This window comes from Desulfomicrobium salsuginis, from assembly GCF_054657795.1.
Genome location: NZ_BAAHYA010000002.1, coordinates 1,688,612 through 1,711,169, shown reverse-complemented (window position 1 = coordinate 1,711,169; position 22,558 = coordinate 1,688,612). Strand labels below are relative to the sequence as shown.

Genomic DNA, 22,558 nt, shown 5'->3' with positions numbered 1-22,558 from the left:
CATTAACCGGCAGTTGCGACCGGCTTGATCCTTTTGTTTTCATCCCAGACCCGCTCGGCCTTGGGCGTGATCTTCAGATACTTGAACCACTTGTGGCTCGCCATGTGTTCCGGGTCCATCTGGAGTTCGCGGCTGTGTTCCATGATGGGCGGCACGAGTTCCTTGATGTCCTGGGACAGTGCTTCGGCGGTCGTGAAGGCTGCCGCCTTGATGGCGATGTCCACGGCTTTCTGGCTGTACTGCTGGGACTTGGCCAGGGTATCGAGGGCCTTGGTCGGGTTGTGGAAGCCGACGCTGTTCTCGGCGGACACGAGGTCCCAGAAGAACTGGCCTTTGCGGCACATCTGGCGGGCTTCGATCATGAGCTTGTCGTAATCGGCCGGCTTTTCACCCGTGAATTCGCTGGCCATGCGGATGGCCTCGTGGGCCTTGACCGAGGTGTCCTGGGCGACCATGAGCTGCTGCCAGACCTTGTCCTGAGTGTAGATGACGCGCTGCTTGAGATAGTCCGGAGTCTTGTCGGTGTGGCACTGACGGCAGGCTTTCATGTCCGGATCCTTGAGGGGCGAATTCCAGTGGTGATTGGACATCTTCTTTTTGCCATCAAGGCGAGTGTAGCTCATGTGGCAGTCGGCACAACTCACGCCGGCCGCGCCGTGCACGCCGTTGTGCCAGGTCTCGTACTCGGGGTGCTGGGCCTTGAGCATCGGGGTCTGGGACACGGGATGGATCCAGTCGACAAAGTTCCCTTCAAAGCCCGGGATCTTCGTGTCGCCGTGGGTGGTGTAGTACTCGTAAATCTGCTCAGGATCCTTGCCCTGCGCCCACGGGAAGACGACCTTCTTGGGAGCGCCGAAGCTCTTGTCCTGGAAGTAGTACTCAACGTGACACTGGCCGCACATGAGCGCACGCTGTTCGTTGCGGGACAGGGTCTTGAAGTCCTTGCCCTCGGCCTTGAGATGATCCTGGAGAGGCACCGAATAGAGACGGAGTTCCATGTTGGCCGGATCATGACAGTTGGCGCAGCCGATGGTGTTCTCGTCCATGTCGACTTCCTCGCGGAACTCGTTGAAGTCCTTGGCCCAGAACTCGTCACCGTATTTGCCGATCCATTCGTTCATCTTGGCGCCCTTGCAGTTCCAGCAGGTGGCGGGCAGGCCGGCTTTTTCGTCGTAGCGGTTCAGGCGGTCGATGTTCAGGATGTCCTTCATGGCGTAGGTGTGACCGCGTGCCGCCTTGTATTCATAGCTAAAGGGATACCCGAGCCAGAGGTTTTTGAGGTAGGGCTGGGCGTGCTTGTACCCCTCGGGCAGGGGATTGACGTTGTCGTGCTTGTTGTAGGCCACGGACCCGCCGTACTCGGTCATGATCTCCGTTTCGTTGTTTCTGAGGTAGGTCTCGTAGTGCAGGGGGAATTCAGCCTTAAAGGCGGAGTTTTTTATTTCGTCAGATTTGAGTTTGGTTTTGAACTCCGGCGTCTTCGGGTCGGAAAAATCGGAACAGGCGGTCAGGGCCAAGGCCAAGCCTACCGCCAGAACGAGGATCGAGGTCGTGGTGTTACGCATCGGCGGCACTCCTTTTGGCTACGGGAATTTTCGGTGAGTGGGGCACGTGACGGTGGCAGTCCGTACAGAACTTCTTGCTTTGCATGACAACGGTGGACGTGGTCGCACCGTGGCAGCGCTGGCAATTTTCCTGGGTTACTTCCTTCGTTTCCTCGCCTGGGTGAATCAGGTCGGGGATCGATTTGGTCACGGTTGCGAGGATGTCCCGGGTGCCTTCTTTGGTTTTGAAGGGAATCTTGGCAATGAGATTGTGGGGCGCATGGCATTCATTACACGCCAGCTCGGCATGGACCGAACGCTTGTGCGTTAACGCCGCCTCGGACATGGAATGGCAGCTCCCGCAAAACATGGCCTGATCGGTCGTGTTCATGGCTACCGCCGCGCCAATCGTCAGCAGAACGCCAACGAGGGCTGGGGGGAGTACACGGCTCCATTTCATTTTTGTGGGTGGTTTTTGTTCAAGACGCATCAGTTCCTCCTGCTAGAAATGTGACAAGCTTACCTTCCTGTATGGAAATGTGGTCGAAGTCGACTTCAGGCAAAGCCGGCATCGATCGAGTCCGCGTAGTCTTCTTAACGTAACAGTTTGTTTCATTTCAATGTGTTGTTCTTCGTGTGTGGGGGCGTTTTCGTATTTCGTGACTAAAGATTGCGCGCTGGCTCCTTGACAAATACTGATAGCGTTACGAATGTGAGTAATCAATCGCTTTTTTGGGGAGATCTAATGACTTCGACACCCAAGTATCTATCGACGGAGGAGCGGCGGTCCATGGCTGTCAAGGCTGTCCTTGAACTGGCCGCCATCCAGAATCCAAGCGAGATCACGACAACCAAAATTGCCACACAAATGGGATTGTCCCAAGGCGGAATATTTCGCCATTTTTCCACAAAAGACGAGATATGGCAAACAGTTATGGAGTGGGTCGCGACGGAGTTGTATTCCCGCGTCTCGGCGGCGGCGGAAACCGCCGTCAGTCCGATCTTGTCACTGGAGGCTATGTTCATGGCGCACGTGGCCTTTGCCGTGGAACACCCGGGTGTTCCACGCATGCTGTTTGGAGAGCTACAAAAACCGGGAACGACCCCGGCGAAGATCGCAGTAGGGTCTCTCCTTGAGCGGTACGGAAATCTTCTGTCAGCAACGCTGGAAAAGGGGAAAGCCGCTGGCGAGGTGGATGCCGAGATCTCAACTTCCGCCGCCGTCTCGCTTTTTGTCGGGACCATCCAGGGTCTGATCATCAAAGCGCTGCTTTTTGAAGATCTCGAATACATGCGCCGTGGTGCTTCGGAGGCATTTGCTTTGTTTCGTCGAGCTGTTGGGAGGAATGGATGACAGGTCTCATGTCCCGAAAAAAGTTCCTCCTGTTGACGATCTTGAGCCTGCTTGCTGGCGCCTTTCTTTATGTTGCACTTCGTTCTGGTCCGCTGGCACCCGTGCCGGTTGTCGTGTTCGAGGTAAAGGAAATGTCCATTCGCCCTTCGCTATTTGGTATCGGCACCGTCGAAGCTCGATATGTTCACCATATCGGGCCAACCGTGCCGGGGCGTGTTTCTGGAATTTCCGTGGATGTCGGGGACAGGGTTGAGCCTGGGCAGATTGTTGGCGAGATGGACCCTGTGGACCTGGATGATCGTTTGGAAGCGCAAGAGGCTGCTGTGCTGCGTGCCGCCGCGACAGTACAGGCCGCCAAGGCCCATGTTGGAGAATTACGGGCGAAAACAGCGTATGCCGAGTCTCAGGCCCGTCGTTTTGAATCACTTGTGCAGAGTGGAGCGGTGAGCAGGGATACCTTCGAAGCACGCCAGGAAGAGTTGCACGTTTCCCGGAGCGGGCTTGAAGCGGCCATGGCCAACGTCGAATCGGCCCAACGCGAGTACGATCGTCTCAAGTCTGAAGCCCAAGGAATATCCCGGCAACGTGAGACTGTCAGGTTGGTTTCGCCAGTTGCCGGATTGGTCACGAAACGTCTGGCTGAACCTGGGACGACGGTTGTTGCCGGGGAACCGGTGGTGGAGGTTGTGGACCCGCAAAGCATCTGGATCAATGCCCGATTCGATCAACTTCGTGCTTCGGGGTTGGAGGTGGATTTGCCGACCAGTCTGGTACTGCGCTCCCGTCCTTCCGAGTCGCTACAGGGAAAGGTGGGGCGCGTTGAGCCGGTTGCGGATGCCGTGACCGAGGAACTGCTCGCAAAAATCGTCTTTGAGTCCGTGCCCGACCCTCTGCCGGCCATCGGTGAATTGGCCGAAGCTACGGTCGAGTTGCCTGGATTGCCTCCTGTTCCTTCCATCCCCACGAGTTGTGTGCTTCGCAATGCCGGCAATACAGGGGTGTGGGTGGTCGAGGGCTCTAAAGTGGATTTTGTCACTGTCGAACTTGGGGCGAGTGATCTTGATGGATTTGTGCAGATACGCAAGGGGCTGCGACCAGGCCAGAGGGTCGTGTCACACAGCAGGTCCACGCTTTCGGCTGGAAGCAGCATCGAGGTTGTGGATCGCATCCCGGGAGCACCACAATGATCAGTCTGGCAGGACGTGACATTCTTCATTCATGGGGAAAGTTCGTCTTTACCGGGGTGGGGCTTGGCTTGCTGATCGGGGTGACACTCTCCATGGCGGGCATTTATCGCGGCATGGTCGAGGACGCGAAGATCCTTCTGGATAACAGCGGGGCGGATATTTGGGTTGTTCAGCAGGATACCCTGGGGCCATATGCTGAGTCTTCAACGATTCCGGATGACGTCTATCGTTCGATTCTTGGCATGGAGGGCGTGGAGAGAGCCGCGAACGTGACCTACCTGACAATGCAGGTCCGTCATGACGGTGGTGACGTACGGGCCATGGTTGTCGGGGTGGTGCCGGGAGGTCCCGGAGAACCGGGGCAGCCCATTTCCCTGGTGGCCGGACGACACATAACCCGAAGTCACTACGAAGCGGTCGCCGATCTCAAGACCGGCTTCCGGCTGGGACAGCGCATCGTGATTCGCAGAAATGTCTATACGGTGGTCGGCTTGACCAGACGAACAGTTTCCTCGGGCGGCGATCCAATGGTCTTCATTCCGCTTAAGGACGCCCAAGAGGCTCAGTTTCTCAAGGACAATGATGCAATAGTACGCTCCCGTCGGCGGACATCGCAGAATCAGGCGTTCAACCGGCCGATTCCCGGCCTTCTTGATGCGGTCATCGAGTCTCAGTCCTCGAACGCCAACGTCAATGCCGTCCTGGTTCGACTTGCGTCGGGCCATGTGCCGGAAGAGGTGGCGAAGTCCATTCAGCGATGGAACAGATACCAAGCCTACACGCGGGCGCAGATGGAGGAAATTCTTGTCGACAAACTCGTGGCTACCTCAGCCCGTCAAATCGGCATGTTTCTGGTCATATTGTCCGTGGTCAGCGCCGCCATTGTTGCGTTCATCATCTACACTCTGACCATGGGCAAGATTCGGGAGATCGCCGTGCTGAAGCTCATCGGGACACGCAACAGGACCATTGCCTCTATGATCCTGAAACAGGCGCTCGGGCTTGGTCTTATCGGCTTCGTGGTCGGCAAGATCGCCGCCACGCTGTGGGCTCCCATTTTTCCGAAATATGTGTTGCTCCTCCCGGAAGACGCCGCGCGAGGCCTTTTTGCGGTCATGCTCATTTGCTCGTTGGCCAGTGTCATGGCGATTCGAGCGGCCCTCAAGGTCGACCCGGCTGAAGCAATTGGAGGGTAATATGTCCGGAATACGCATCGAAGACGTGCGAAAACGCTACGGAACAGGTGATACGGCCGTTGACGCCTTGAAGGGGGTGGACATGGTCGTCGCGCCCGGAGAGGTGGTTGGACTTATTGGCCCATCCGGTTCAGGCAAGACCACTCTGCTCAAGTGTCTTGGCGCGATAATCGAACCGAGCGCCGGGAGGATGACGCTCGGAGATGACGTAATCTATGATCAGGGATGGCTGATTCCCGACTTGAGAGCGCTCAGACGGGATAAAATCGGGTTCATCTTTCAGGCCCCCTATCTAATTCCTTTTCTGGATGTTACCGATAACGTAGCTTTGTTGCCCATGCTGTCAGGTGACTCTAATGCACAGGCCCGGACAAAAGCCCTCGAATTGCTCGAAGCTCTTGATGTCGGACATAGAGGGCAGGCGATGCCTTCACAGCTATCGGGAGGCGAGCAACAGCGAGTGGCCATTGCACGAGCGCTTGTCAATCGACCTCCGGTCATTCTGGCTGATGAGCCTACCGCTCCATTGGACAGCGAGAGGGCCATGGCCGTGATTCGCATTCTGAACCAGATGGCCAAACAGTTTGAGACTGCGATCATTGTCGTGACCCATGACGAGAAAATCATTCCGACATTCAAGCGGTTGTACCAAATACGAGATGGGCGGACTGAGGAGCAGGCTGGTGAAGGAAGGGCAATAGATTGAATCGATAGGGAGGGTGACATGAAGGATCACTGTGACGCTTTGGATTTGTCTGAAGATGATGTCATCAATGCCATGCGTTCCATGCAAGGATACGTCGATATAACACCTGGAGATTTTCGGGAAATTTATTCAATCGCTTACGATTTGGCATTGAAGAGAGTCCGTTCACTTAGGAAGGCGGAAGACGCCATGACGTCTCCTGTGCATTGTCTTCATCGTGAAATGAGCGCCTCTGAGGCTGCGTCATTTATGGCTTCGCACGGCATCAGCGGTGCTCCGGTTGTTGACGAGAAGGGGACGATCTGCGGGGTTGTCTCGGAAAAGGATTTTCTCAAGAAGATGGGACTGCCAGGAACCGCCTCATTCATGGCTGTCGTGTCGCGATGCATGACCATTTACGGGTGTTTGATTTCTGACCTAGGAGGTTTGAGTGTTCGTGAGCTGATGAATTGTCCGCCGATTGTCGCGGCCAAGGAAACGACATTGGCGGATATTTCAGAGCTTTTTTCGAAACATTCCATCAACCGAGTGCCAATCTGTGATACCGACGGACGCCCAATAGGGATTGTCACCAGAACCAATCTCGTCGGTTCTCTGTGTGAGGTGAGGTAAGACATGAATTTTTTCGAAAAGGTCAAAGGGACGACACAAAGCCCCCCTAGGGTCGGTATTTCTGAGGTTGCCTGGTCTTGGATCGGCGCCTTTGTAGGCATAGCCCTCGTCGGTTTGCTTCAAGGCGTGTTTGTGGATGAATTTGGACAGGGTTTGCTCATTGGCTCCTTTGGCGCAACTGCGGTCCTCGTTTACGGAGCGATTCGAAGCCCGTTGGCCCAGCCCAGAAATGTTCTTGGAGGGCACGTCATCTCTGCGTTGATCGGGGTGTTGTCATATCAGCTTGTCGGAGACATTGTCTGGCTGGCGTTGGGGTTGGCAGTATCTACAGCCATTGCCGCAATGCATATGACGAGAACGTTGCACCCTCCAGGCGGAGCGACGGCTCTGATTGCTGTTATCGGTGGGGACTCTGTGCACAATCTGGGGTATTTTTATGCATTTATACCTGTTGGGATCGGAGCCGTTATTCTTATTATAGTTGCTTTAGTTTTAAATAATTTTGCAAAGAACAGGCGTTATCCTGAATTTTGGTATTAATAAAAACATGAGGGATGGATGAAAAAACTTTTCGCATCAAAGCTGATATCTTTTTTTTCATTAATTCTTTTTATTATTAATATTTTTATTGTGTGGAGTATATATTCGATTCATTCTTCGTTGGAGCGCGATGCCAAGCTTATTAGCAACATAGGTTTTATTCGTGGGTCGACACAAAGAATTCTGAAATTTGAATTGCTTAAAAATATTGATAGTGCAGATTATTCTATTAGCGAGGTGGATAAAATATTTGCTATTTACGTTGCTGATGGCAAGGCGGCTGAATTTAGGTTTGACCCAGAGATATATCAGCCTTTTAAGAGTCTTTATGGTGAATGGAATGCATTTAAGGATGTTTTGTATAAAAACAGGGCTGGACAGCAGCAATTTTTACAAGAACTGTCATTACTGAGTGAATCTATTTGGAGCGGTTCTAATTCTCTCATGTTGAGGAAAGTTATTGGATCAGATCGTAAAACTTCAAATATTAAAAAATTATACTATTATGTTTTCTTCCTTTTTGGCTCGTCATTCATTTTCTATTTGATATCGAAGATTTTTGTACAAAAAGTCGAGCATAGCTCCTGCCATGACAGTTTGACGTCTGTTTATAACAGGAGTCAATTTGACCTGGATATCAAAGAAGAAATAGACAGATATGAGAGAAACAAGAGGGAGTTTTCATTGCTTATAATGGACATAGATCATTTTAAAAAAGTTAACGATTCTTTAGGGCATGCAGAAGGAGATAGGGTTCTTAAAAAAATGGCAGGGACGGTCAGGCAATGTATCAGAAAGACAGACTTTTTCTACCGGATCGGGGGGGAAGAATTTGCTGTTTTGTCACCCGAGACAGATCACGAAAGCGCGTTACTTTTGGCTGAAAAAATTCGGAGTGTAGTGGAAAAAGAATTTTCAAAAGACAAGTCCAAGATAACGATTAGCATAGGTGCTTCTGTGTATACAGATGGAATGAGTCATTGTGATTATTATAATCAAGCTGACAAAGCTTTGTATGAAGCTAAAAGAACTGGAAGAAACAAGTCTGTAATTTTTGATACTAAAATTCAGTAAGGAAGAAAAAAATGAGAAAAATTGTAGAATCAGTGTATTGGGTTGGTGCAGTGGATTGGGACAGGCGTCTGTTCGACTCCTTGGTTCCGCTCCCCGATGGGACAACCTACAACGCCTATCTCGTGGAAGGCAGCGAGAAAACTGCTCTCATCGACGCGGTGGATCCCGATATGGTCGATACGCTGCTTGGACATCTGGATGGGGTGGAAAAGGTCGACTATGTCATTTCCCAGCATGCGGAGCAGGATCATTCCGGGACCATCGCCCTGGTGCTGGACCTGTACCCGGAGGCCAAGGTCGTCACCAACGCCAAGGCCAAGTCCATGCTCATGGATCTTTTGCTCATCCCTGAAGACAAATTCATCGTGGTCGGGGATGGCGAAACCCTTTCCCTTGGCGACAAGACGCTCACATTCATTCTCACGCCTTGGGTGCACTGGCCGGAAACCATGTCCACCTATCTGGCCGAAGACAAGATCCTGTTCAGCTGCGACTTTTTCGGCTCGCACATTGCCACAAGCGATCTCTTCGTGCGCGACCAGGGGCGGGTTCATGAAGCGGCAAAACGCTATTTCGGCGAGATAATGATGCCGTTTCGTTCCATAATAGCCAAGAACCTCGAAAAACTCAGCCCCTACGACATCCGCATGATTGCCCCCAGCCACGGCCAAATCTACGATAGCCCAGGCTGGATCGTTGACTCCTACAGGGACTGGGTTTCGGGAACGGCGCACAATCTGGTGGCTTTTCCCTTTGTCTCCATGCACGGCAGCACGCGACTCATGGTCGACCATCTGACGGCGGCCCTGTCCGAGCGCGATGTGCGAGTGGAACTCTTTAATCTGGCTGTGACCGACATCGGCAAGCTGGCCATGTCCCTGGTCGATGCGGGCACCATCGTGCTCGGCACTCCCACGGTGCTTGCCGGGCCGCATCCTTTGGCCGCCTACGCAGCCTTCCTGGCCAACGCCCTGCGGCCCAAGGCGCAGTACCTGTCCGTCATCGGTTCCTATGGCTGGGGCGGCAAGACCGTCGAGACATTGGCCGGCATGATCCCGAACCTCAAGGTCGAGGTGCTGGAGCCGGTGCTGTGCAAAGGGCTGCCGAAAGAAGATACCCTTGAAGCCCTTAACAGGCTGGCGGACGCCATTGCCACGAAACATCGTGAAGGCGGCTTCCGGGACTAGCCGGAAGTCGTTACGAATCCACTGATCATCACATCTTCAACCTGTAACAGGGAGGTTTCCAATGTTTTGTTTTCAGTGTCAGGAAACGGCCAAGAACACCGGCTGCACCATCAAGGGTGTATGCGGTAAACCGGAGGAGACGGCCAACCTTCAGGATTTGCTGATTTTCGTCCTGCGCGGCATCGCCGTGTATGGTGAGCGTTTGAAAGAGTTAGGGCAGCCGGATCGTTCCAACGACGACTTCGTACTCCAGGGATTGTTTGCTACAATCACCAACGCCAACTGGGACGACGCCCGCTTCACTGCCATGATCCAGGAGGGACTGGCCCGCCGCGATAAACTCAAAAGTTCTTTCTTGGCTGCCTACAAGGCCAAGAACGGCAAGGAATTCAGCGAATCTCTGCCCGAGGTCGCCACGTGGAGTGCACCGGCGTCGGTTTTTGCCGAGAAGGCCAAGACCGTAGGCATCATGGCCACTGAGAACGAGGATGTGCGTTCCCTGCGCGAGTTCCTCATCATCGGCTTGAAGGGCATCGCCGCTTATGCGGAACACGCCGCAGTGTTGGGCTTCCGCAAGCCCGAGATCGACGACTTCATGCTTGAAGCCTTGGCTTCGACCACCAAGAATCTGTCCGTGGACGAGATGGTCGGTCTGGTCATGAAGGCCGGTGAAATGGCTGTTACGACCATGGCCTTGCTGGACGAGGCCAACACGAGCACCTACGGCCACCCGGAGATCACCGAGGTCAACATCGGCGTGGGCACGAACCCCGGTATCCTCATCAGCGGCCATGACCTGAAGGATATGGAAGAACTCCTCAAGCAGACTGAAGGCACGGGCGTGGACGTCTACACTCATGGCGAAATGCTCCCGGCCAACTATTATCCGGCCTTCAAGAAGTACAAACACTTCATCGGGAACTACGGCGGTTCCTGGTGGCACCAGAATCCCGAGTTCGAGGCCTTTAACGGCCCCATCCTGCTGACCACCAACTGTCTGGTACCGCTTAAGAAGGAAAACACGTACCTCGGCCGCCTCTACACAACGGGCGTGGTCGGCTACGAAGGCGCTACGTATATTCCTGATCGTCCGGCCGGCGGGGCCAAGGATTTCTCGGCCATGATCGCTCAGGCCAAGAAATGTGCGCCGCCCACGGAACTGGAAAAGGGCACCATCGTCGGCGGCTTCGCCCACCATCAGGTCATGGCCCTGGCCGACAAGGTGGTGGATGCCGTCAAGTCAGGAGCGGTCAAGCGCTTCGTGGTCATGGCCGGTTGCGATGGCCGCCAGAAGTCCCGCGAGTACTACACCCTGGTGGCCGAGAATCTGCCCAAGGACACCATTATCCTCACTGCCGGGTGCGCCAAGTTCCGCTACAACAAGTTGAACTTGGGCGACATCGGCGGCATCCCGCGAGTGCTGGACGCCGGCCAGTGCAACGACTCCTACTCCTTGGCCGTCATCGCCCTGAAGCTCAAGGAGGTCTTCGGTCTCGACGACATCAACAAACTGCCCGTGTCCTACGACATCGCCTGGTACGAGCAGAAAGCCGTGGCCGTGCTCCTGGCGCTGTTGTTCTTGGGCGTCAAGGGCATCCGTCTCGGCCCCACGCTGCCGGGCTTCCTGTCCCCGGCCGTGGCTAAGGTCGTCATCGAGAAGTTCGACCTGAAGCCCATCGGCACGGTGCAAGACGATATCGCGGCCATGATGGCCGGCAAGTAGAGAACAGGGGGAGCTTCGGCTCCCCTTTGTCGTTGAACGGCAGAGAGTTGCTTCCAGGCTTGTTGAGCTTCCCACCCATTTGAGTGTTGTCTTGGTTCAATGGAGGGCAGAAAATGATAAGTCCAAAGGTGAAGGCAGTCTTCTTTTTTTGTCTCGCGCTGACATTCGGCATCCTGATTTTCGGCGGTTACGCCATCAACAAGGAAAAGCCACCTATTCCCGCCAAGGTCCTGGATCATTCAGGCAGCGTCCTCTTCACAAGCGAGGACGTCATCGGCGGCCAGAATTATTTTTACAGCAGGGGCGGGCAGCATATCGGAACCATCTGGGGTCACGGAGCGTATCTGGCGCCCGATTGGTCGGCCGACTTCCTGCATCGCATGGGCCTCTTCTTGGTCGCTCGGCACAATGGGCTGGACGCTGCCTGGGCCGGCGCGTTCACCCATGACGACTTCAAGAAACTGGACCCCGCCGAACAGGCCCGGCTCCAGGTCCTGGTCACGCAGGAAATGAAGAAGAACCGGTACGATCCGCTCACCGGGGTGCTGACCCTGACAGAGTTTCAGACCGAAGCGTTCAAGGCCTTGACCGGCTATTACACGGAGCTATTTCAGAACGGAAACGATCCTATGGGCCTGCAACCTGGAATCGTCAGAACGGCCGAGGAGGGGCGCCTGGTGACGGTCTTCTTCGCATGGCTGTCCTGGGCCGCCGGGACGCAGAGGCTTGACGCAGAACACACCTACACGACCAACTGGCCCTACGACCCGCTGGTCGGCAACGAGCCCCTGCCGGACTTTCTCATCTGGTCCATCGTCAGTGTTGTCCTGCTCATTTTCGGTATCGCTGGGGCCTTGTTCGTCTACCAGCGTTATGTCGGCCAGGACGAATACGGGAACACGCTCAAACTTGATTTCCCTGAACCGAAGCCGACTCCGAGCCAGAAAGCGACGCTCATATATTTTCTGACCGCAATCGCGCTCTTCACCCTGCAACTGGGCCTTGGCGCGGTGACGGCCCACTTCACCGTGGAAGGCAATTCGTTCTTCGGCATACCCATCGCCTCGTTTCTGCCCTATGCAGCGGTGCGGACGTGGCACATCCAGTTGTCCATCTTCTTCATCGCCACATGCTTCCTGGCCGCCGGCCTCTTCATCGGGCCGTTCGTCGGAAAGGAGCCCAAAGGGCAGGCCTTTTGGGTCGTCGTCCTCTTCGGGGCGCTGGTGGTCGTCGTACTGGGCACTTTGGGCGGCACTTGGCTTTCCGTCTCCGGCTTTTTCGACGGCGACGGGTTTATGTTCGGCCATCAGGGCTATGAGTTCATCGAACTCGGCCGTGTCTGGCAGCTCCTGCTCATCGTCGGCATGATCATCTGGCTCGTCCTCGTCTGGCGGGCCATACGCCCGGCCGTGCAGAGCGAGACGGACGGCGGCGGCCTCACGCACATGCTCCTTTACAGCTCGGTGTCCATTCCGCTTTTTTACATGGCGGGACTGCTGTACGGGAAGGGGAGCCACCTTTCAGACGCCGAATACTGGCGGTGGTGGGTCGTGCATCTGTGGGTTGAGGGCTTTTTCGAGGTCTTCGCCACGGTGGTCATGGCTTTCCTGCTTTCCCACATCGGCGCGGTCAGTAAGAAATTCGCCCTGACCAGCGTGTACTTCATCGTCTTCCTGTATCTCGGCAGCGGAGTCATCGGCACTTTCCACCACCTGTACTGGAGCGGTTCCCCGACCATCGTCATCGCTCTCGGCGCGGTCTTTTCCGCCCTGGAGGTCGTGCCCCTGTCGCTCTTGGGGTTCGAGGCAGCGCACAACCTCAGGGTCGTGGACGAGGGCGGCAAAGGATACGCCTACAAATGGCCCATCTACTTCTTCGTGGCCGTGGCGTTCTGGAACCTCGTCGGGGCAGGTGTGTTCGGCTTCCTGATCAACCCGCCCATCGTCCTGTACTATGCCCAGGGCATCAACACCACGCCGATCCATTCGCACGGGGCGCTGTTCGGCGTGTACGGCATGCTCGCCATCTCTCTGATGCTCTTTTCCGTAAGGCATATTGTCACGAAGGCATCCTGGTCGGACAGCCTTCTGAAATGGAGCTTTTTCGGGCTTAACGGCGGCTTGGCGGGCATGATGGTCTTCAGCCTTATTCCATCGGGCTTTTTCCAGTTCTACCACGCCGTCAAGGAAGGCCTGTGGTTTGCCCGTAGCCCTGAAATCACGTCCAGCGAGTTCATCCGAACGGTAACGTGGATGCGCATGCTGCCGGATGTCATATTCGCGGTGGGCGCGTTTTCGTTGTTGCTCTTCCTGCTGCGCTCGATCTGGCTGAGCTTCCTGAAAAAATCATAGGAAAACATGGAGGGGCGGCATGTTCGTGCACAAGATGTGGGTGGACGACGAGCTCTCCAAAATGATCACCGCCAAGACGGTGCCCTTCCCCATGCTGTCCGATGGCGGCGGTAACGTTGGCAAGATGTATGGCATCTATGACGAGGCTGGCGGCGTGGATGTGCGTGGCCGCTTCCTCATCGATCCGGACGGAGTCATCCAGGCCTTCGAGGTGCTGGCCCCTCCGGTGGGACGCAACGTCCTTGAAACCGTGCGAGAAATCCAGGCCTTCCAGCTGGTGCGCGAGAGCAAGGGCACCCAGGCCACGCCTTCGGGCTGGCGGCCGGGGAAGCAAACACTGAAGCCCGGTCCCGGTCTCGTCGGCAAGGTCTGGGAAGTCTGGAGCGTCGACAAGGCCTTCGACTAGATACGATGTGGAAACCAGCGGAGCGGCGCCTGTTCATACGGGTGCCGCTCGTCTTTTTGCGGACCGGACAGCGTGCATGCGACGTCTGAGAAAGTAGGCTTCAGCCAAAGAACGAAAAGGAGAAACACCATGGATGCAATTTCGGGCAGACCGTCCGAGACCTACTCGCCGCTGTATTTTCTGACCTCCCTGGGTTCCGGAGGCCTGGTGGTGACGTTCTTCATGTGGCTCATGCACTGGACCAGGCATCCCGGCCGCTCCGTGCCCGTCTTCGAAGACATCGTCGCCGCATTTTCTGCAGGCGGTGTCGCCAGCCGCACCATGATCGTCCTGGCCGTCGCCGGAATAGCCTATTACGCGTTCCTGAACCTCAAGTACCTCTTCTGGAACCTGGCCCGCTTCGGGCTCTGGAAGCGGACGCCCGCATATGCCCAGCTGTCCTCCACGAACGCCGAGACGCAGATGCTGGCCATGCCGTTGGCCCTGGCCATGAGCGTAAACGTCTGCTTCATCCTCGGGATGGTCTTCGTGCCGGGTCTGTGGACAGTTGTGGAGTATCTCTTCCCTGTGGCGATACTTGCCTTCCTGGCCATAGGCGTGCTGGCCATCCGCATGTTCGGGAGATTCCTGGGCCGGGTACTGACGTCCGGGGGGTTCAGCTGCGCCTCTAACAACTCCTTTGCCCAGGCCCTGCCCGCCTTCGCCCTGGCCATGATCGGCGTCGGGCTGGCCGCGCCCGCCGGGCTGTCCTCAACCCCTTTGGTGGCCGGCATCGGGCTTGTGCTGTCGACGTTCTTTCTGATCGCCTCCGTCCTCATCGCGGGCATCGCTTTGGTCCTAGGCCTGCGATCCCTGGCAGAGAACGGGGCCAACATCGAGACGGCCCCGACCCTCTCGGTCTTCATCCCGCTGCTGACGATCATCGGTATCCTGTCCCTGCGCCAGAACCACGGCCTCGACGAGCATTTCGGACTGGCCAGCGGCGGCGCAGAGCGGTTGATGATGCTGTCGCAATATCTCTCGGCCCAGTTGCTTTTCGCTCTCCTGACCGGGCTCGTGCTGTGCCGCCTGGGCTATGTGGACAGGTTCATCAACGGACGCGATGCGTCGGCGGGCTCCTACGCCCTCGTCTGCCCAGGCGTGGCACTGGCGGTGATGATCCATTTTTGGCTGAACAGAGGGCTCGTGGATGCCGGGCTTATCGACAAGTTTTCGGTTGCGTACTGGACGATTTCAGCGCTGGCTGTGGCGATCCAGTTCATGACCATTTGGCTGGTCTTCAACCTGAACCGCAAGCATTTCCAGAGTCAGCGAGGTAAAAAATAGAGTTTAAATTCGGCGGATCAGATGAGTGCATCCGGGGTGAGGACGTTATTGACGTCGACAGTGTGTAGCCCTCAGACACGGCATGATCGTAGTCGCGGTAGACATCTAGGGGGGTGTGTGCGAAAGTTAATAACAAGCGCAGGAGTTGGGTACTCGCTCTCCGCTTGGGCCTCCCGCGCCAAGAAAACGATCCTGCAAGGCGCCATGAAGGCCGGCCGCCGCGAACGCTTGCATTCGGAGGCTGCATGACGCCACGATTTCTGCACGGTTCCATCCGTAAAACACTTGCCTTTCTCTTTTTGGCGGCAGCTCTACCCGCTTTTGTCGTCTTACTGCTGTATGGCATACAAAAATATGAAGATTCGGTTTCCAAGGCCGAAACTGACCTCTTGAGATTCGTTAACCAGATAGCGGAAATCCAGCAACAGGCTACGCTATCGACCAGACTGCTACTGGATAACGTAGCCCGCATGCCGGCCGTGCGTCAGGCCGATGCTAAAGCCTGCAAGGAAATTTTCGCGAACGCCTTGCAGTTAAGCCCACACCTCGCGGGAATCACCTTGACCGATCCAGCGGGTAACGTCGTGGCGAGCACGCGGCCCCAGATGACTGCCAATATGTCCATGAGCAAGCATTTTCGGGACGCCCTTCGCACCAAGAGCTTTGCCGTGGGCGAATTCATGATTGGCCGGCTTCAGCCCGTACCGATCTTCCCCTTCGCCGCCCCGGTGCTGACCACGCAGGGCCAAGTCCATGGCATGCTGCTCGCTTCCATTGATCTCGACCGTTACAAACAACTATTTCAGAACATGCGTTTTCCTGACAAATCATTTGTCGGCGTGTGTGACCATGCCGGCCTGCGTCTGTACCGCTTTCCCGCCACCGACAAAACACCCATAGGGGGGCCCGTCCGCTCGTCCGTGTTTGAGATCGCCAGACAAGACTGGTCCGAAGGTCTGAAATCCGATGTGGGGTCGGATGGCATTGAACGCATCATCGCCTTTCGCCAGATCCGCCTGGATGAGGACAGCGCGCCCTACATGTTTTTTTTCGCGGGAATGCCTGTAGCTGCAGTACACTCTACAGCCCGGCAGAACCTGTTGGTGGACCTAGGCGTATTCCTTTTCGCTGTTTGTCTAACGTTCGTTACTGGCTGGTTTTTAGGCGGGAAGAAGCTTAGCCGGAGTCTGGAGGAAATTGCCATCGCAGCCAGGCGCATTGGAGCTGGGGACTACACCGTGCGGGTCAGCGGCGTCCCTGAAATTGTCGAAGTGGATGCCCTGACAGGCGCTTTCAACTCTATGGCCGCCGACTTGGCTGAACATAGCGCCTCCCGCAAGCGGGTCAAGGACGACTTGCTCCAAGCTAAAACCCAGGCCGAAGCGGCCAGCATCGCCAAGTCGGAATTTCTTGCCAACATGAGCCACGAGATCAGAACTCCTCTGAACGGGATCGTCAGCATGCTCCAACTTCTTGAAAGTTCGATCACAGATCCGGAGCCTCTACGGTATTGTTCCATGGCTCTGCGATCCACCGACCGACTTACCCAGTTACTGACAGATATCCTCGATCTGTCTAGGGTAGAGGCTGGTAAAATGCAGATGCGCTCTGAGATTTTCAATTTGCCCGAGATTATCCGGCAGGCCGTTGACCTCTTCGAGCCCATCTCACTACAGTCCGGCGTGGAACTCCAGTATCTCACCGATCCGTCCCTCCCTCTCTGGGTAGAGGGAGATCCCGTGCGCCTGCAGCAGGTCTTGGTCAACCTCGTTGGCAACGCCTTTAAGTTTACCCCCAGCGGTCATGTGTCTGTAGAAGCTTCCGCCTTCTCCGCAAAGGTCGAAGGGCAGGCGCGTATCCTTTTCACTGTTTCAGACACTGGCTGTGGCATTCCTGATGAGGCATTGCCTAGTCTTTTTTCCCCCTTTACCCAGGCAAGTCAGGGATACGCGCGTAGCCAGCAGGGGGCTGGCCTTGGGCTTTCAATCTGTAAGCGTCTTGTGACCCTTATGGGCGGGAATATGGCGGTGGAAAGCGAAGTTGGGACTGGCACGAGCATTCATTTCAGCATCACAGTCGAACGAGCCACCGAGTTAAATGTCGATTCCCCTGTCGAGCGACAGATCTCCTCAGCCTTGCACGGACGGGTATTGGTAGTCGAAGACGATGAGGTCAGTCTCTTCGCGGTACGCAAAATGCTGGAAAAAAGAGGGTGCGTCGTCGAAACAGTGAGTAATGGCAAAGAGGCTGTTGACCTCTTGGAGAAACGGAATTTCGATCTCGTACTCATGGATGTGCAGACGCCAGTCATGGACGGCTTAGAGGCCACCCGGCGCATACGTGAGTTTGGCCTTGAAGACCGGCGCATCATTCCTATCATCGCCTTGACGGGCTACGCTATGGACGGTGATAAGGACCGATTTTTGGCTGCGGGCATGGATGACTACATCGCCAAGCCTGTCTGTATGGCTGACCTAAATCGGATCATCGACGAGGTGCTGCGACGTCGGCACAGGGTGGAGCCATCTGCTGTCTCTTAGTTGGACGAACTTGGCACCACATAAGCATCCAAGAGTTCCGGGAAGTCGTTGCGAGTGTTGGACCCTGGTGCTCACTGGGTAGCTGTCGAATTCGTTCCGTGAGTCGGCGATGATCTCCTGGACGTCCGGTCCGGGTGTGTTAGGGTCCAGCCAGGCCTCGAAGTGTTCGGGCTTGAGGACCACGGGCAAGCGGTCATGGATATGCACGATGCCTGGCGATGCCGCCTTGGAGAGCAAGGCGTGAGTGCCGTCCTGTCCAAACTGCCCAAAGCCCTGCGAAGGCGATAGCATCCGCATCCGCATTCTGTGCGCAGATGTAGTAGGGCTGTTTTAGCTGTGGTCCTGAGTCGCTCCTCACCAGTTCGTATTCGTTCCACTCGTACCATCCGCGTGCTGGCATCAGGTAGCGCAACCTGCGCAGGCTGTGACGCCAGGTCGGCTTCTCGGCCGTCTCTTCGGACCGGGCATTGAAAACTCAGGGTGACGCCATTCATCCTCACGTCTAATATGAAGAAGAATTGACGCAAATGATAATTTATACTAAAAAATAATCATTCTTTAAACAACGGCGGAGAAATGTCCCACGATCCTCTCACCAACGCGCAGCGCCTCGAACGCATGCTCGACAGGCTCAAGGAGCAAGGCCTGCGGATCACGCCGCAACGGCTGGAGATCCTGAGGATTTTGTCCGAGAGCGTGGGGCACCCGTCCGTGGAGGACATCCATGCCAAGGTGCGGGCCAAGTTCCCCACCACGAGCCTGGCCACGACCTACAAGACGGTGGCCCTGCTCAAGGATCTCGACGAGGTGCTGGAACTGGGCTTCGCCGACGGAAGCAACCGCTACGACGGCAACAAGCCCTACCCCCACCCGCATGTCATCTGCACCGTGTGCCGCAAGATCATGGACCCGGACCTGTCCATGCTGCGCGACATGACCGAAGAGGTGGTGCGAGAGACGGGATTTCGTATCACCACGCACCGCCTGGACTTCTTCGGTCTGTGCCCCGACTGTCAGAAAAAGTGAGGACGGGCTTTTTTTTAACCTCTTTTAAAGAATGATTATCCTCTGATATTAATTATTTTCTAAAGCCGTTTTCCCATGCGGCAGGGCCGCTTTCGCCAGGCGCTGCCCAACGTCTCAGGCCAACCCGAACGCCAACCGCCAACAGGAGGAACCCATGAGCGACAAGAAAAAGCTGACCACCAACGCCGGCGCCCCGGTGCCCGACAACCAGAACGTCATGACCGCCGGCCCGCGCGGACCGCAACTGCTACAGGACGTCTGGTTCCTGGAGAAGCTGGCCCACTTCGACCGCGAGGTCATTCCCGAGCGGCGCATGCACGCCAAGGGCTCCGGCGCCTACGGCACCTTCACCGTGACCCACGACATCACCAACTACACCAAGGCCAAGATCTTTTCCGAGATCGGTAAGAAGACGGAGCTTTTCGCGCGCTTCTCCACCGTGGCCGGCGAGCGCGGCGCGGCCGACGCCGAACGGGACATCCGTGGATTCGCCGTCAAGTTCTACACCGAGGAAGGCAACTGGGACATGGTCGGCAACAACACGCCGGTCTTCTTCCTGCGTGACCCTCTGAAGTTCCCGGACCTCAACCACGCCGTGAAGCGCGACCCGCGCACCAACCTGCGCAGTGCCAAGAACAACTGGGACTTCTGGACCAACCTGCCCGAAGCCCTGCATCAGGTCACCGTGGTCATGAGCGACCGTGGCATCCCGGCCAGCTACCGGCACATGCACGGGTTTGGCAGCCACACCTTTAGCTTCATCAGCCCCAAGAATGAACGCTTCTGGTGCAAGTTCCACTTCCGCACCCAGCAGGGCATCAAGAATCTGACCGACGCCGAGGCCGAAGCCCTGGTCGGCAAGTGCCGCGAAAGTCACCAGCGCGACCTCTATGAGAGCATCGAGAAAGGCGATTTCCCGCGCTGGACCATGTACGTCCAAGTCATGACCGAGGCCCAGGCCGCAAAGTTGTCCTACCATCCCTTCGATCTGACCAAGGTTTGGTATCACAAGGATGCGCCACTGATCGAGGTGGGCGTGCTGGAACTGAACCGCAACCCCGAGAACTACTTCGCCGAGGTCGAGCAAGCCGCCTTCAACCCGGCTAACGTCGTGCCCGGTATCGGTTTCTCCCCGGACAAAATGCTCCAGGGCCGCCTCTTCTCCTATGGCGACGCGCAACGCTACCGTCTGGGCGTCAACCACCACCTTATTCCTGTCAACCAGGCCCGCTGCCCCTTCCATAGCTATCACCGCGACGGGGCCATGCGCGTGGACGGCAACCACGGCAGCACCCTGGCCTACGAGCCCAACAGCTACGGCGAGTGGCAGCAGCAGCCCGACTACTCCGAGCCGCCATTGGCTCTGGATGGCGCCGCGGCCCACTGGAACTTCCGCGAGGACGACAACGACTACTTCACCCAGCCCGGCAAGCTCTTCCGACTTATGAGCCCCGCGCAGCAGGAGGCCCTGTTCGGCAACACGGCCCGCGCCATGGGTGACGCGCCCGACGAGATCAAGATCCGCCACATTGGTAACTGCCTCAAGGCTGACCCGGCCTACGGCGCTGGCGTGGCGAGGGCCCTGGGAATCGATCTGAACAGAGTGCCGAAATAATCCGAGCCGGTGACAGCAAACGCGAGGCCGCTCCATCCGGGGCGGCCCGCTTCCGTTGTGCCCCGGCAGAGCGCGTGGTGCTTAAGTACCGTCCATCAAGTGCTGTGCTTGATAGGAGACTGGGAGGTGAAGGGACCTCTACAGGCCCGAAAAGGGGAACTGTTAGCCAAACGGTAAGGGTGATACGAAAATCTCGTGTCCCCTAAGAGACCTTCTTGCTCAGTCCGTGCACAGGCAGCGTTGGCCGCTTTTCCATCGCCAGTCATTCTTGGGACGAGCTGTTTATGCGTGTCGTTGAAGCCAGTAAAAATAAAAAATTCCGTCTGGTTACTCCAAAAACTGGTGAGCCGTTGAGGCTTGACGGAGTGGGGCAGGCGTTTGATTCTTGGTGGGAAGACGTGAAATTGCGATATGCGTTCCGGAGGGAGTCATCGGCAGGCATGGTTTATAGACGTGGATAAGCGCTGAAATGAACGCCATCGTCTGGAGGGTCTGGTTGGCCCTCAGGTGGCTTCAAATTGCACTGAATTTTTTGAACTGGTTTTTTCGGCATGCAACTCGCTAAATCTGCGGTGAAGGCGGGCGATTTTTTTTAATCTATTTTGCTTGACAGAGGTGGGTCAAATGGGTGACAAAATCATCATACAGGGGGCAGAAAAATTGTGTTTTAGCCCATGATTTCACAGAGTTAATTGCAACGAAAACGAAGAGTCCCCCCTTCGACACCAATTATAAAGCCGCTACAGAAACATCTGTAGCGGCTTTTTCGAATTATGCAGTTTTTGGATTTTCAACATCGATCGAAGTATTTTGCTTTTCAATATTCGCAAATAAATTTCCTGCCACTTCAGCTGCTCGTTTTAGAGCGTCATCGCGAAGATGTGCGTAGCGCTGTGTCATTTGCGGAGATTTGTGTGTCAATAACTTTTGTAGAGTATATATATCAACTTGACCAGAGCTCGCTAGCATTGACGCATATACATGCCTGAGTCCATGCAGAGCTCGAAAATCTTCAGGAAGCCCAGCGCGGCGCTTTATTCGGGCTGTTTGATGTTTGACATCTTTTCTCAAGCCACCATTTCGGCCTGGGAAAACAAATTCACTGCCTGTTCTGGGATGGTCTAGAAATAGCTGTCTGGCTGCTTCGTTCATTGGTATCCGCTGGTCCTTTCCGCCTTTGGGATCTTGGATAAAAATGAAGCCTTTATCGAAATCCAAATCCGACCATTTAAGCTTGAATATTTCTCCACGGCGCATCCCTGTGAAAAGGGCTGCTTTCATTATCCCAGCGGCTTGTATGTTCGTATCTTCAGCGATCGCCTTGAACAGTCGTTCCATTTCAACTGGGGTTAGATCTTCAGTTTTGTGATTGTCTGGTTTTGGAAACTCAATGGAAAATGGTAAGGGAGAACATAAATGCATTTTAACGCCAAAATTGATAATGCGTCGAAACAATTCAAGTGTATTTTTGACAGTTTGCGGACTTTTTGATTTGAGCATCATCACTCGAACTCTATCCACATCCAGTGGAGCAATTTCATCGGGCTCCTTGTGGCCGAAAGGTACTTCTAGATAGCGTTTGAATCTGCTCTCGTCGGTCTTGATTCCTTTAAAGTCAACTTTGCTATTCTTGTACTCAGCCCACAGTTTTGAGAGCGTCCAGCGATTGTCGTCCGCTTCTCTCTCTGCCTTGATCTTCTTGCGACGGATTTTGTTTGAGTCGGATTTTCCATCTATGCGCTCGGCCCGTAAGCGAGCAGCCCTGGCTTCGGTCATGTCGTCACGGCCTTGGTAGCCAGCTTTCTCTTCGATCAGTTTTCCATCCCTTCGGTATACGATGTAGTAGACTCGTTCCGGCTTTCCGTCCGCGCCAGTGCCGATGACGTAATAGACGCCCGGATAGCGCGTTTTTTCGCGATTTCTTGATGGCATTTTGCCTCCAAATCAAGGGCTGGTGGGCTTAAACCGAGGATCGTCTGCCCAACACTATGCCCAACATTCGAGGTGAAAATAGGTGAAAAATGAGAAAAGTCAATGAAAGTCGATTTGAGGTAACTATCTGAAAAATAATAAACAATGCAAAGTGGTGCAAACAGGTAAAAATGGTAGGATTAGGTTTTGGGAACCGAGGGCCGCTGGTTCGAGTCCAGTCGCCCCGACCAGGAAAAATA

The 22,558-nt window shown here is 55.4% G+C and carries 18 protein-coding genes and 2 pseudogenes; 15 read left to right on the top strand and 5 right to left on the bottom strand.

The window, feature by feature from the left end; genetic code table 11:
- Positions 1-2: 2 nt before the first annotated feature.
- A complete protein-coding gene (locus ACYQ3G_RS14730; protein ID WP_459826871.1) occupies positions 3-1,565 on the bottom strand; it encodes an ammonia-forming cytochrome c nitrite reductase subunit c552 in 1,563 nt (520 codons plus the stop codon).
- Positions 1,558-2,034: a cytochrome c3 family protein gene (locus ACYQ3G_RS14725; RefSeq protein WP_459826869.1), complete on the bottom strand. Its 477-nt coding sequence runs from the start codon at positions 2,032-2,034 to the stop codon at positions 1,558-1,560. The genes ACYQ3G_RS14730 and ACYQ3G_RS14725 overlap by 8 nt, the downstream gene beginning before the upstream one ends.
- A 300-nt stretch (positions 2,035-2,334) precedes the next feature.
- Here ACYQ3G_RS14725 and ACYQ3G_RS14720 point away from each other — a divergent pair, with 300 nt between their 5' ends.
- From ACYQ3G_RS14720 to ACYQ3G_RS14660, 13 genes and pseudogenes are all read left to right on the top strand, one after another.
- A complete protein-coding gene (locus ACYQ3G_RS14720) occupies positions 2,335-2,898 on the top strand; it encodes a TetR/AcrR family transcriptional regulator (protein ID WP_459826867.1) in 564 nt (187 codons plus the stop codon).
- Positions 2,895-4,085, top strand: coding sequence for an efflux RND transporter periplasmic adaptor subunit (locus ACYQ3G_RS14715; protein ID WP_459826865.1), 1,191 nt, complete (start codon positions 2,895-2,897; stop codon positions 4,083-4,085). The genes ACYQ3G_RS14720 and ACYQ3G_RS14715 overlap by 4 nt, the downstream gene beginning before the upstream one ends.
- A complete protein-coding gene (locus tag ACYQ3G_RS14710) occupies positions 4,082-5,281 on the top strand; it encodes an ABC transporter permease (RefSeq protein WP_459826863.1) in 1,200 nt (399 codons plus the stop codon). The genes ACYQ3G_RS14715 and ACYQ3G_RS14710 overlap by 4 nt, the downstream gene beginning before the upstream one ends.
- Position 5,282: 1 nt before the next feature.
- Complete coding sequence (locus ACYQ3G_RS14705; protein ID WP_459826861.1) at positions 5,283-5,987, top strand: ABC transporter ATP-binding protein; 705 nt, start codon at positions 5,283-5,285, stop codon at positions 5,985-5,987.
- Positions 5,988-6,005: 18 nt separating this feature from the next.
- Positions 6,006-6,599: a CBS domain-containing protein gene (locus tag ACYQ3G_RS14700; protein WP_459826859.1), complete on the top strand. Its 594-nt coding sequence runs from the start codon at positions 6,006-6,008 to the stop codon at positions 6,597-6,599.
- A 3-nt stretch (positions 6,600-6,602) separates the two neighbouring features.
- The gene (locus ACYQ3G_RS14695; protein ID WP_459826857.1) at positions 6,603-7,139 is read left to right on the top strand and encodes an HPP family protein; all 537 of its coding nucleotides are present in this window, start codon (positions 6,603-6,605) and stop codon (positions 7,137-7,139) included.
- Between the two features lie 18 nt (positions 7,140-7,157).
- Positions 7,158-8,213 (top strand): GGDEF domain-containing protein, encoded by a 1,056-nt coding sequence (locus ACYQ3G_RS14690; protein ID WP_459826855.1) that lies wholly within the window; start codon positions 7,158-7,160, stop codon positions 8,211-8,213.
- An 11-nt stretch (positions 8,214-8,224) separates the two neighbouring features.
- Complete coding sequence (locus tag ACYQ3G_RS14685; protein WP_459826853.1) at positions 8,225-9,400, top strand: FprA family A-type flavoprotein; 1,176 nt, start codon at positions 8,225-8,227, stop codon at positions 9,398-9,400.
- Positions 9,401-9,461: 61 nt separating this feature from the next.
- On the top strand, positions 9,462-11,123 hold the full coding sequence (gene hcp / locus ACYQ3G_RS14680) for a hydroxylamine reductase (RefSeq protein ID WP_459826852.1): 1,662 nt from the start codon (positions 9,462-9,464) through the stop codon (positions 11,121-11,123).
- 113 nt (positions 11,124-11,236) lie between these two features.
- Positions 11,237-13,474, top strand: a complete 2,238-nt coding sequence (locus ACYQ3G_RS14675) for a nitric-oxide reductase large subunit (RefSeq protein ID WP_459826850.1) — start codon at positions 11,237-11,239, stop codon at positions 13,472-13,474.
- A gap of 19 nt (positions 13,475-13,493) precedes the next feature.
- Positions 13,494-13,880 (top strand): annotated as a pseudogene (locus ACYQ3G_RS14670) (redoxin domain-containing protein); the annotation flags it as partial.
- A 129-nt stretch (positions 13,881-14,009) separates the two neighbouring features.
- Entirely contained in the window at positions 14,010-15,206 is a 1,197-nt protein-coding gene (locus ACYQ3G_RS14665; protein WP_459826848.1) for a TsoY family (seleno)protein, read from the top strand.
- 245 nt (positions 15,207-15,451) lie between these two features.
- A complete protein-coding gene (locus ACYQ3G_RS14660; protein ID WP_459826846.1) occupies positions 15,452-17,746 on the top strand; it encodes an ATP-binding protein in 2,295 nt (764 codons plus the stop codon).
- On the opposite strand, the gene ACYQ3G_RS14655 is transcribed toward ACYQ3G_RS14660, so the two are convergent.
- The gene (locus ACYQ3G_RS14655; protein WP_459826844.1) at positions 17,681-18,037 is read right to left on the bottom strand and encodes an SOS response-associated peptidase family protein; all 357 of its coding nucleotides are present in this window, start codon (positions 18,035-18,037) and stop codon (positions 17,681-17,683) included. The two genes, ACYQ3G_RS14660 and ACYQ3G_RS14655, sit on opposite strands and share 66 nt — an antisense overlap.
- A pseudogene (locus tag ACYQ3G_RS14650) lies at positions 17,940-18,206 on the bottom strand (SOS response-associated peptidase family protein); the annotation flags it as partial. The pseudogene ACYQ3G_RS14650 and the gene ACYQ3G_RS14655, both read right to left, overlap by 98 nt.
- A 116-nt stretch (positions 18,207-18,322) precedes the next feature.
- Here ACYQ3G_RS14650 and ACYQ3G_RS14645 point away from each other — a divergent pair.
- Together ACYQ3G_RS14645 and ACYQ3G_RS14640 are read left to right on the top strand one after the other, a co-directional pair.
- Positions 18,323-18,772 carry a Fur family transcriptional regulator gene (locus ACYQ3G_RS14645; RefSeq protein ID WP_459826842.1) on the top strand — a complete coding sequence of 150 codons (450 nt, stop codon included), beginning with the start codon at positions 18,323-18,325 and terminating at the stop codon, positions 18,770-18,772.
- Positions 18,773-18,926: 154 nt separating this feature from the next.
- Positions 18,927-20,387 carry a catalase gene (locus ACYQ3G_RS14640; protein WP_459826840.1) on the top strand — a complete coding sequence of 487 codons (1,461 nt, stop codon included), beginning with the start codon at positions 18,927-18,929 and terminating at the stop codon, positions 20,385-20,387.
- Positions 20,388-21,158: 771 nt separating this feature from the next.
- Here ACYQ3G_RS14640 and ACYQ3G_RS14635 read toward each other — a convergent pair.
- On the bottom strand, positions 21,159-22,319 hold the full coding sequence (locus ACYQ3G_RS14635; protein WP_459826838.1) for a tyrosine-type recombinase/integrase: 1,161 nt from the start codon (positions 22,317-22,319) through the stop codon (positions 21,159-21,161).
- Positions 22,320-22,558 lie beyond the last annotated feature (239 nt).

What these genes read in the sequence shown, in the direction of transcription:
- ACYQ3G_RS14730 (WP_459826871.1), bottom strand. Translation starts at nt 1,565, where the DNA reads ATGCGTAACACCACGACCTCGATCCTCGTTCTGGCGGTAGGCTTGGCC.
- ACYQ3G_RS14725 (WP_459826869.1), bottom strand. Translation starts at nt 2,034, where the DNA reads ATGCGTCTTGAACAAAAACCACCCACAAAAATGAAATGGAGCCGTGTA.
- ACYQ3G_RS14720 (WP_459826867.1), top strand. Translation starts at nt 2,335, where the DNA reads ATGGCTGTCAAGGCTGTCCTTGAACTGGCCGCCATCCAGAATCCAAGC.
- ACYQ3G_RS14715 (WP_459826865.1), top strand. Translation starts at nt 2,895, where the DNA reads ATGACAGGTCTCATGTCCCGAAAAAAGTTCCTCCTGTTGACGATCTTG.
- ACYQ3G_RS14710 (WP_459826863.1), top strand. Translation starts at nt 4,082, where the DNA reads ATGATCAGTCTGGCAGGACGTGACATTCTTCATTCATGGGGAAAGTTC.
- ACYQ3G_RS14705 (WP_459826861.1), top strand. Translation starts at nt 5,283, where the DNA reads ATGTCCGGAATACGCATCGAAGACGTGCGAAAACGCTACGGAACAGGT.
- ACYQ3G_RS14700 (WP_459826859.1), top strand. Translation starts at nt 6,006, where the DNA reads ATGAAGGATCACTGTGACGCTTTGGATTTGTCTGAAGATGATGTCATC.
- ACYQ3G_RS14695 (WP_459826857.1), top strand. Translation starts at nt 6,603, where the DNA reads ATGAATTTTTTCGAAAAGGTCAAAGGGACGACACAAAGCCCCCCTAGG.
- ACYQ3G_RS14690 (WP_459826855.1), top strand. Translation starts at nt 7,158, where the DNA reads ATGAAAAAACTTTTCGCATCAAAGCTGATATCTTTTTTTTCATTAATT.
- ACYQ3G_RS14685 (WP_459826853.1), top strand. Translation starts at nt 8,225, where the DNA reads ATGAGAAAAATTGTAGAATCAGTGTATTGGGTTGGTGCAGTGGATTGG.
- hcp (WP_459826852.1), top strand. Translation starts at nt 9,462, where the DNA reads ATGTTTTGTTTTCAGTGTCAGGAAACGGCCAAGAACACCGGCTGCACC.
- ACYQ3G_RS14675 (WP_459826850.1), top strand. Translation starts at nt 11,237, where the DNA reads ATGATAAGTCCAAAGGTGAAGGCAGTCTTCTTTTTTTGTCTCGCGCTG.
- ACYQ3G_RS14665 (WP_459826848.1), top strand. Translation starts at nt 14,010, where the DNA reads ATGGATGCAATTTCGGGCAGACCGTCCGAGACCTACTCGCCGCTGTAT.
- ACYQ3G_RS14660 (WP_459826846.1), top strand. Translation starts at nt 15,452, where the DNA reads ATGACGCCACGATTTCTGCACGGTTCCATCCGTAAAACACTTGCCTTT.
- ACYQ3G_RS14655 (WP_459826844.1), bottom strand. Translation starts at nt 18,037, where the DNA reads ATGCTATCGCCTTCGCAGGGCTTTGGGCAGTTTGGACAGGACGGCACT.
- ACYQ3G_RS14645 (WP_459826842.1), top strand. Translation starts at nt 18,323, where the DNA reads ATGTCCCACGATCCTCTCACCAACGCGCAGCGCCTCGAACGCATGCTC.
- ACYQ3G_RS14640 (WP_459826840.1), top strand. Translation starts at nt 18,927, where the DNA reads ATGAGCGACAAGAAAAAGCTGACCACCAACGCCGGCGCCCCGGTGCCC.
- ACYQ3G_RS14635 (WP_459826838.1), bottom strand. Translation starts at nt 22,319, where the DNA reads ATGCCATCAAGAAATCGCGAAAAAACGCGCTATCCGGGCGTCTATTAC.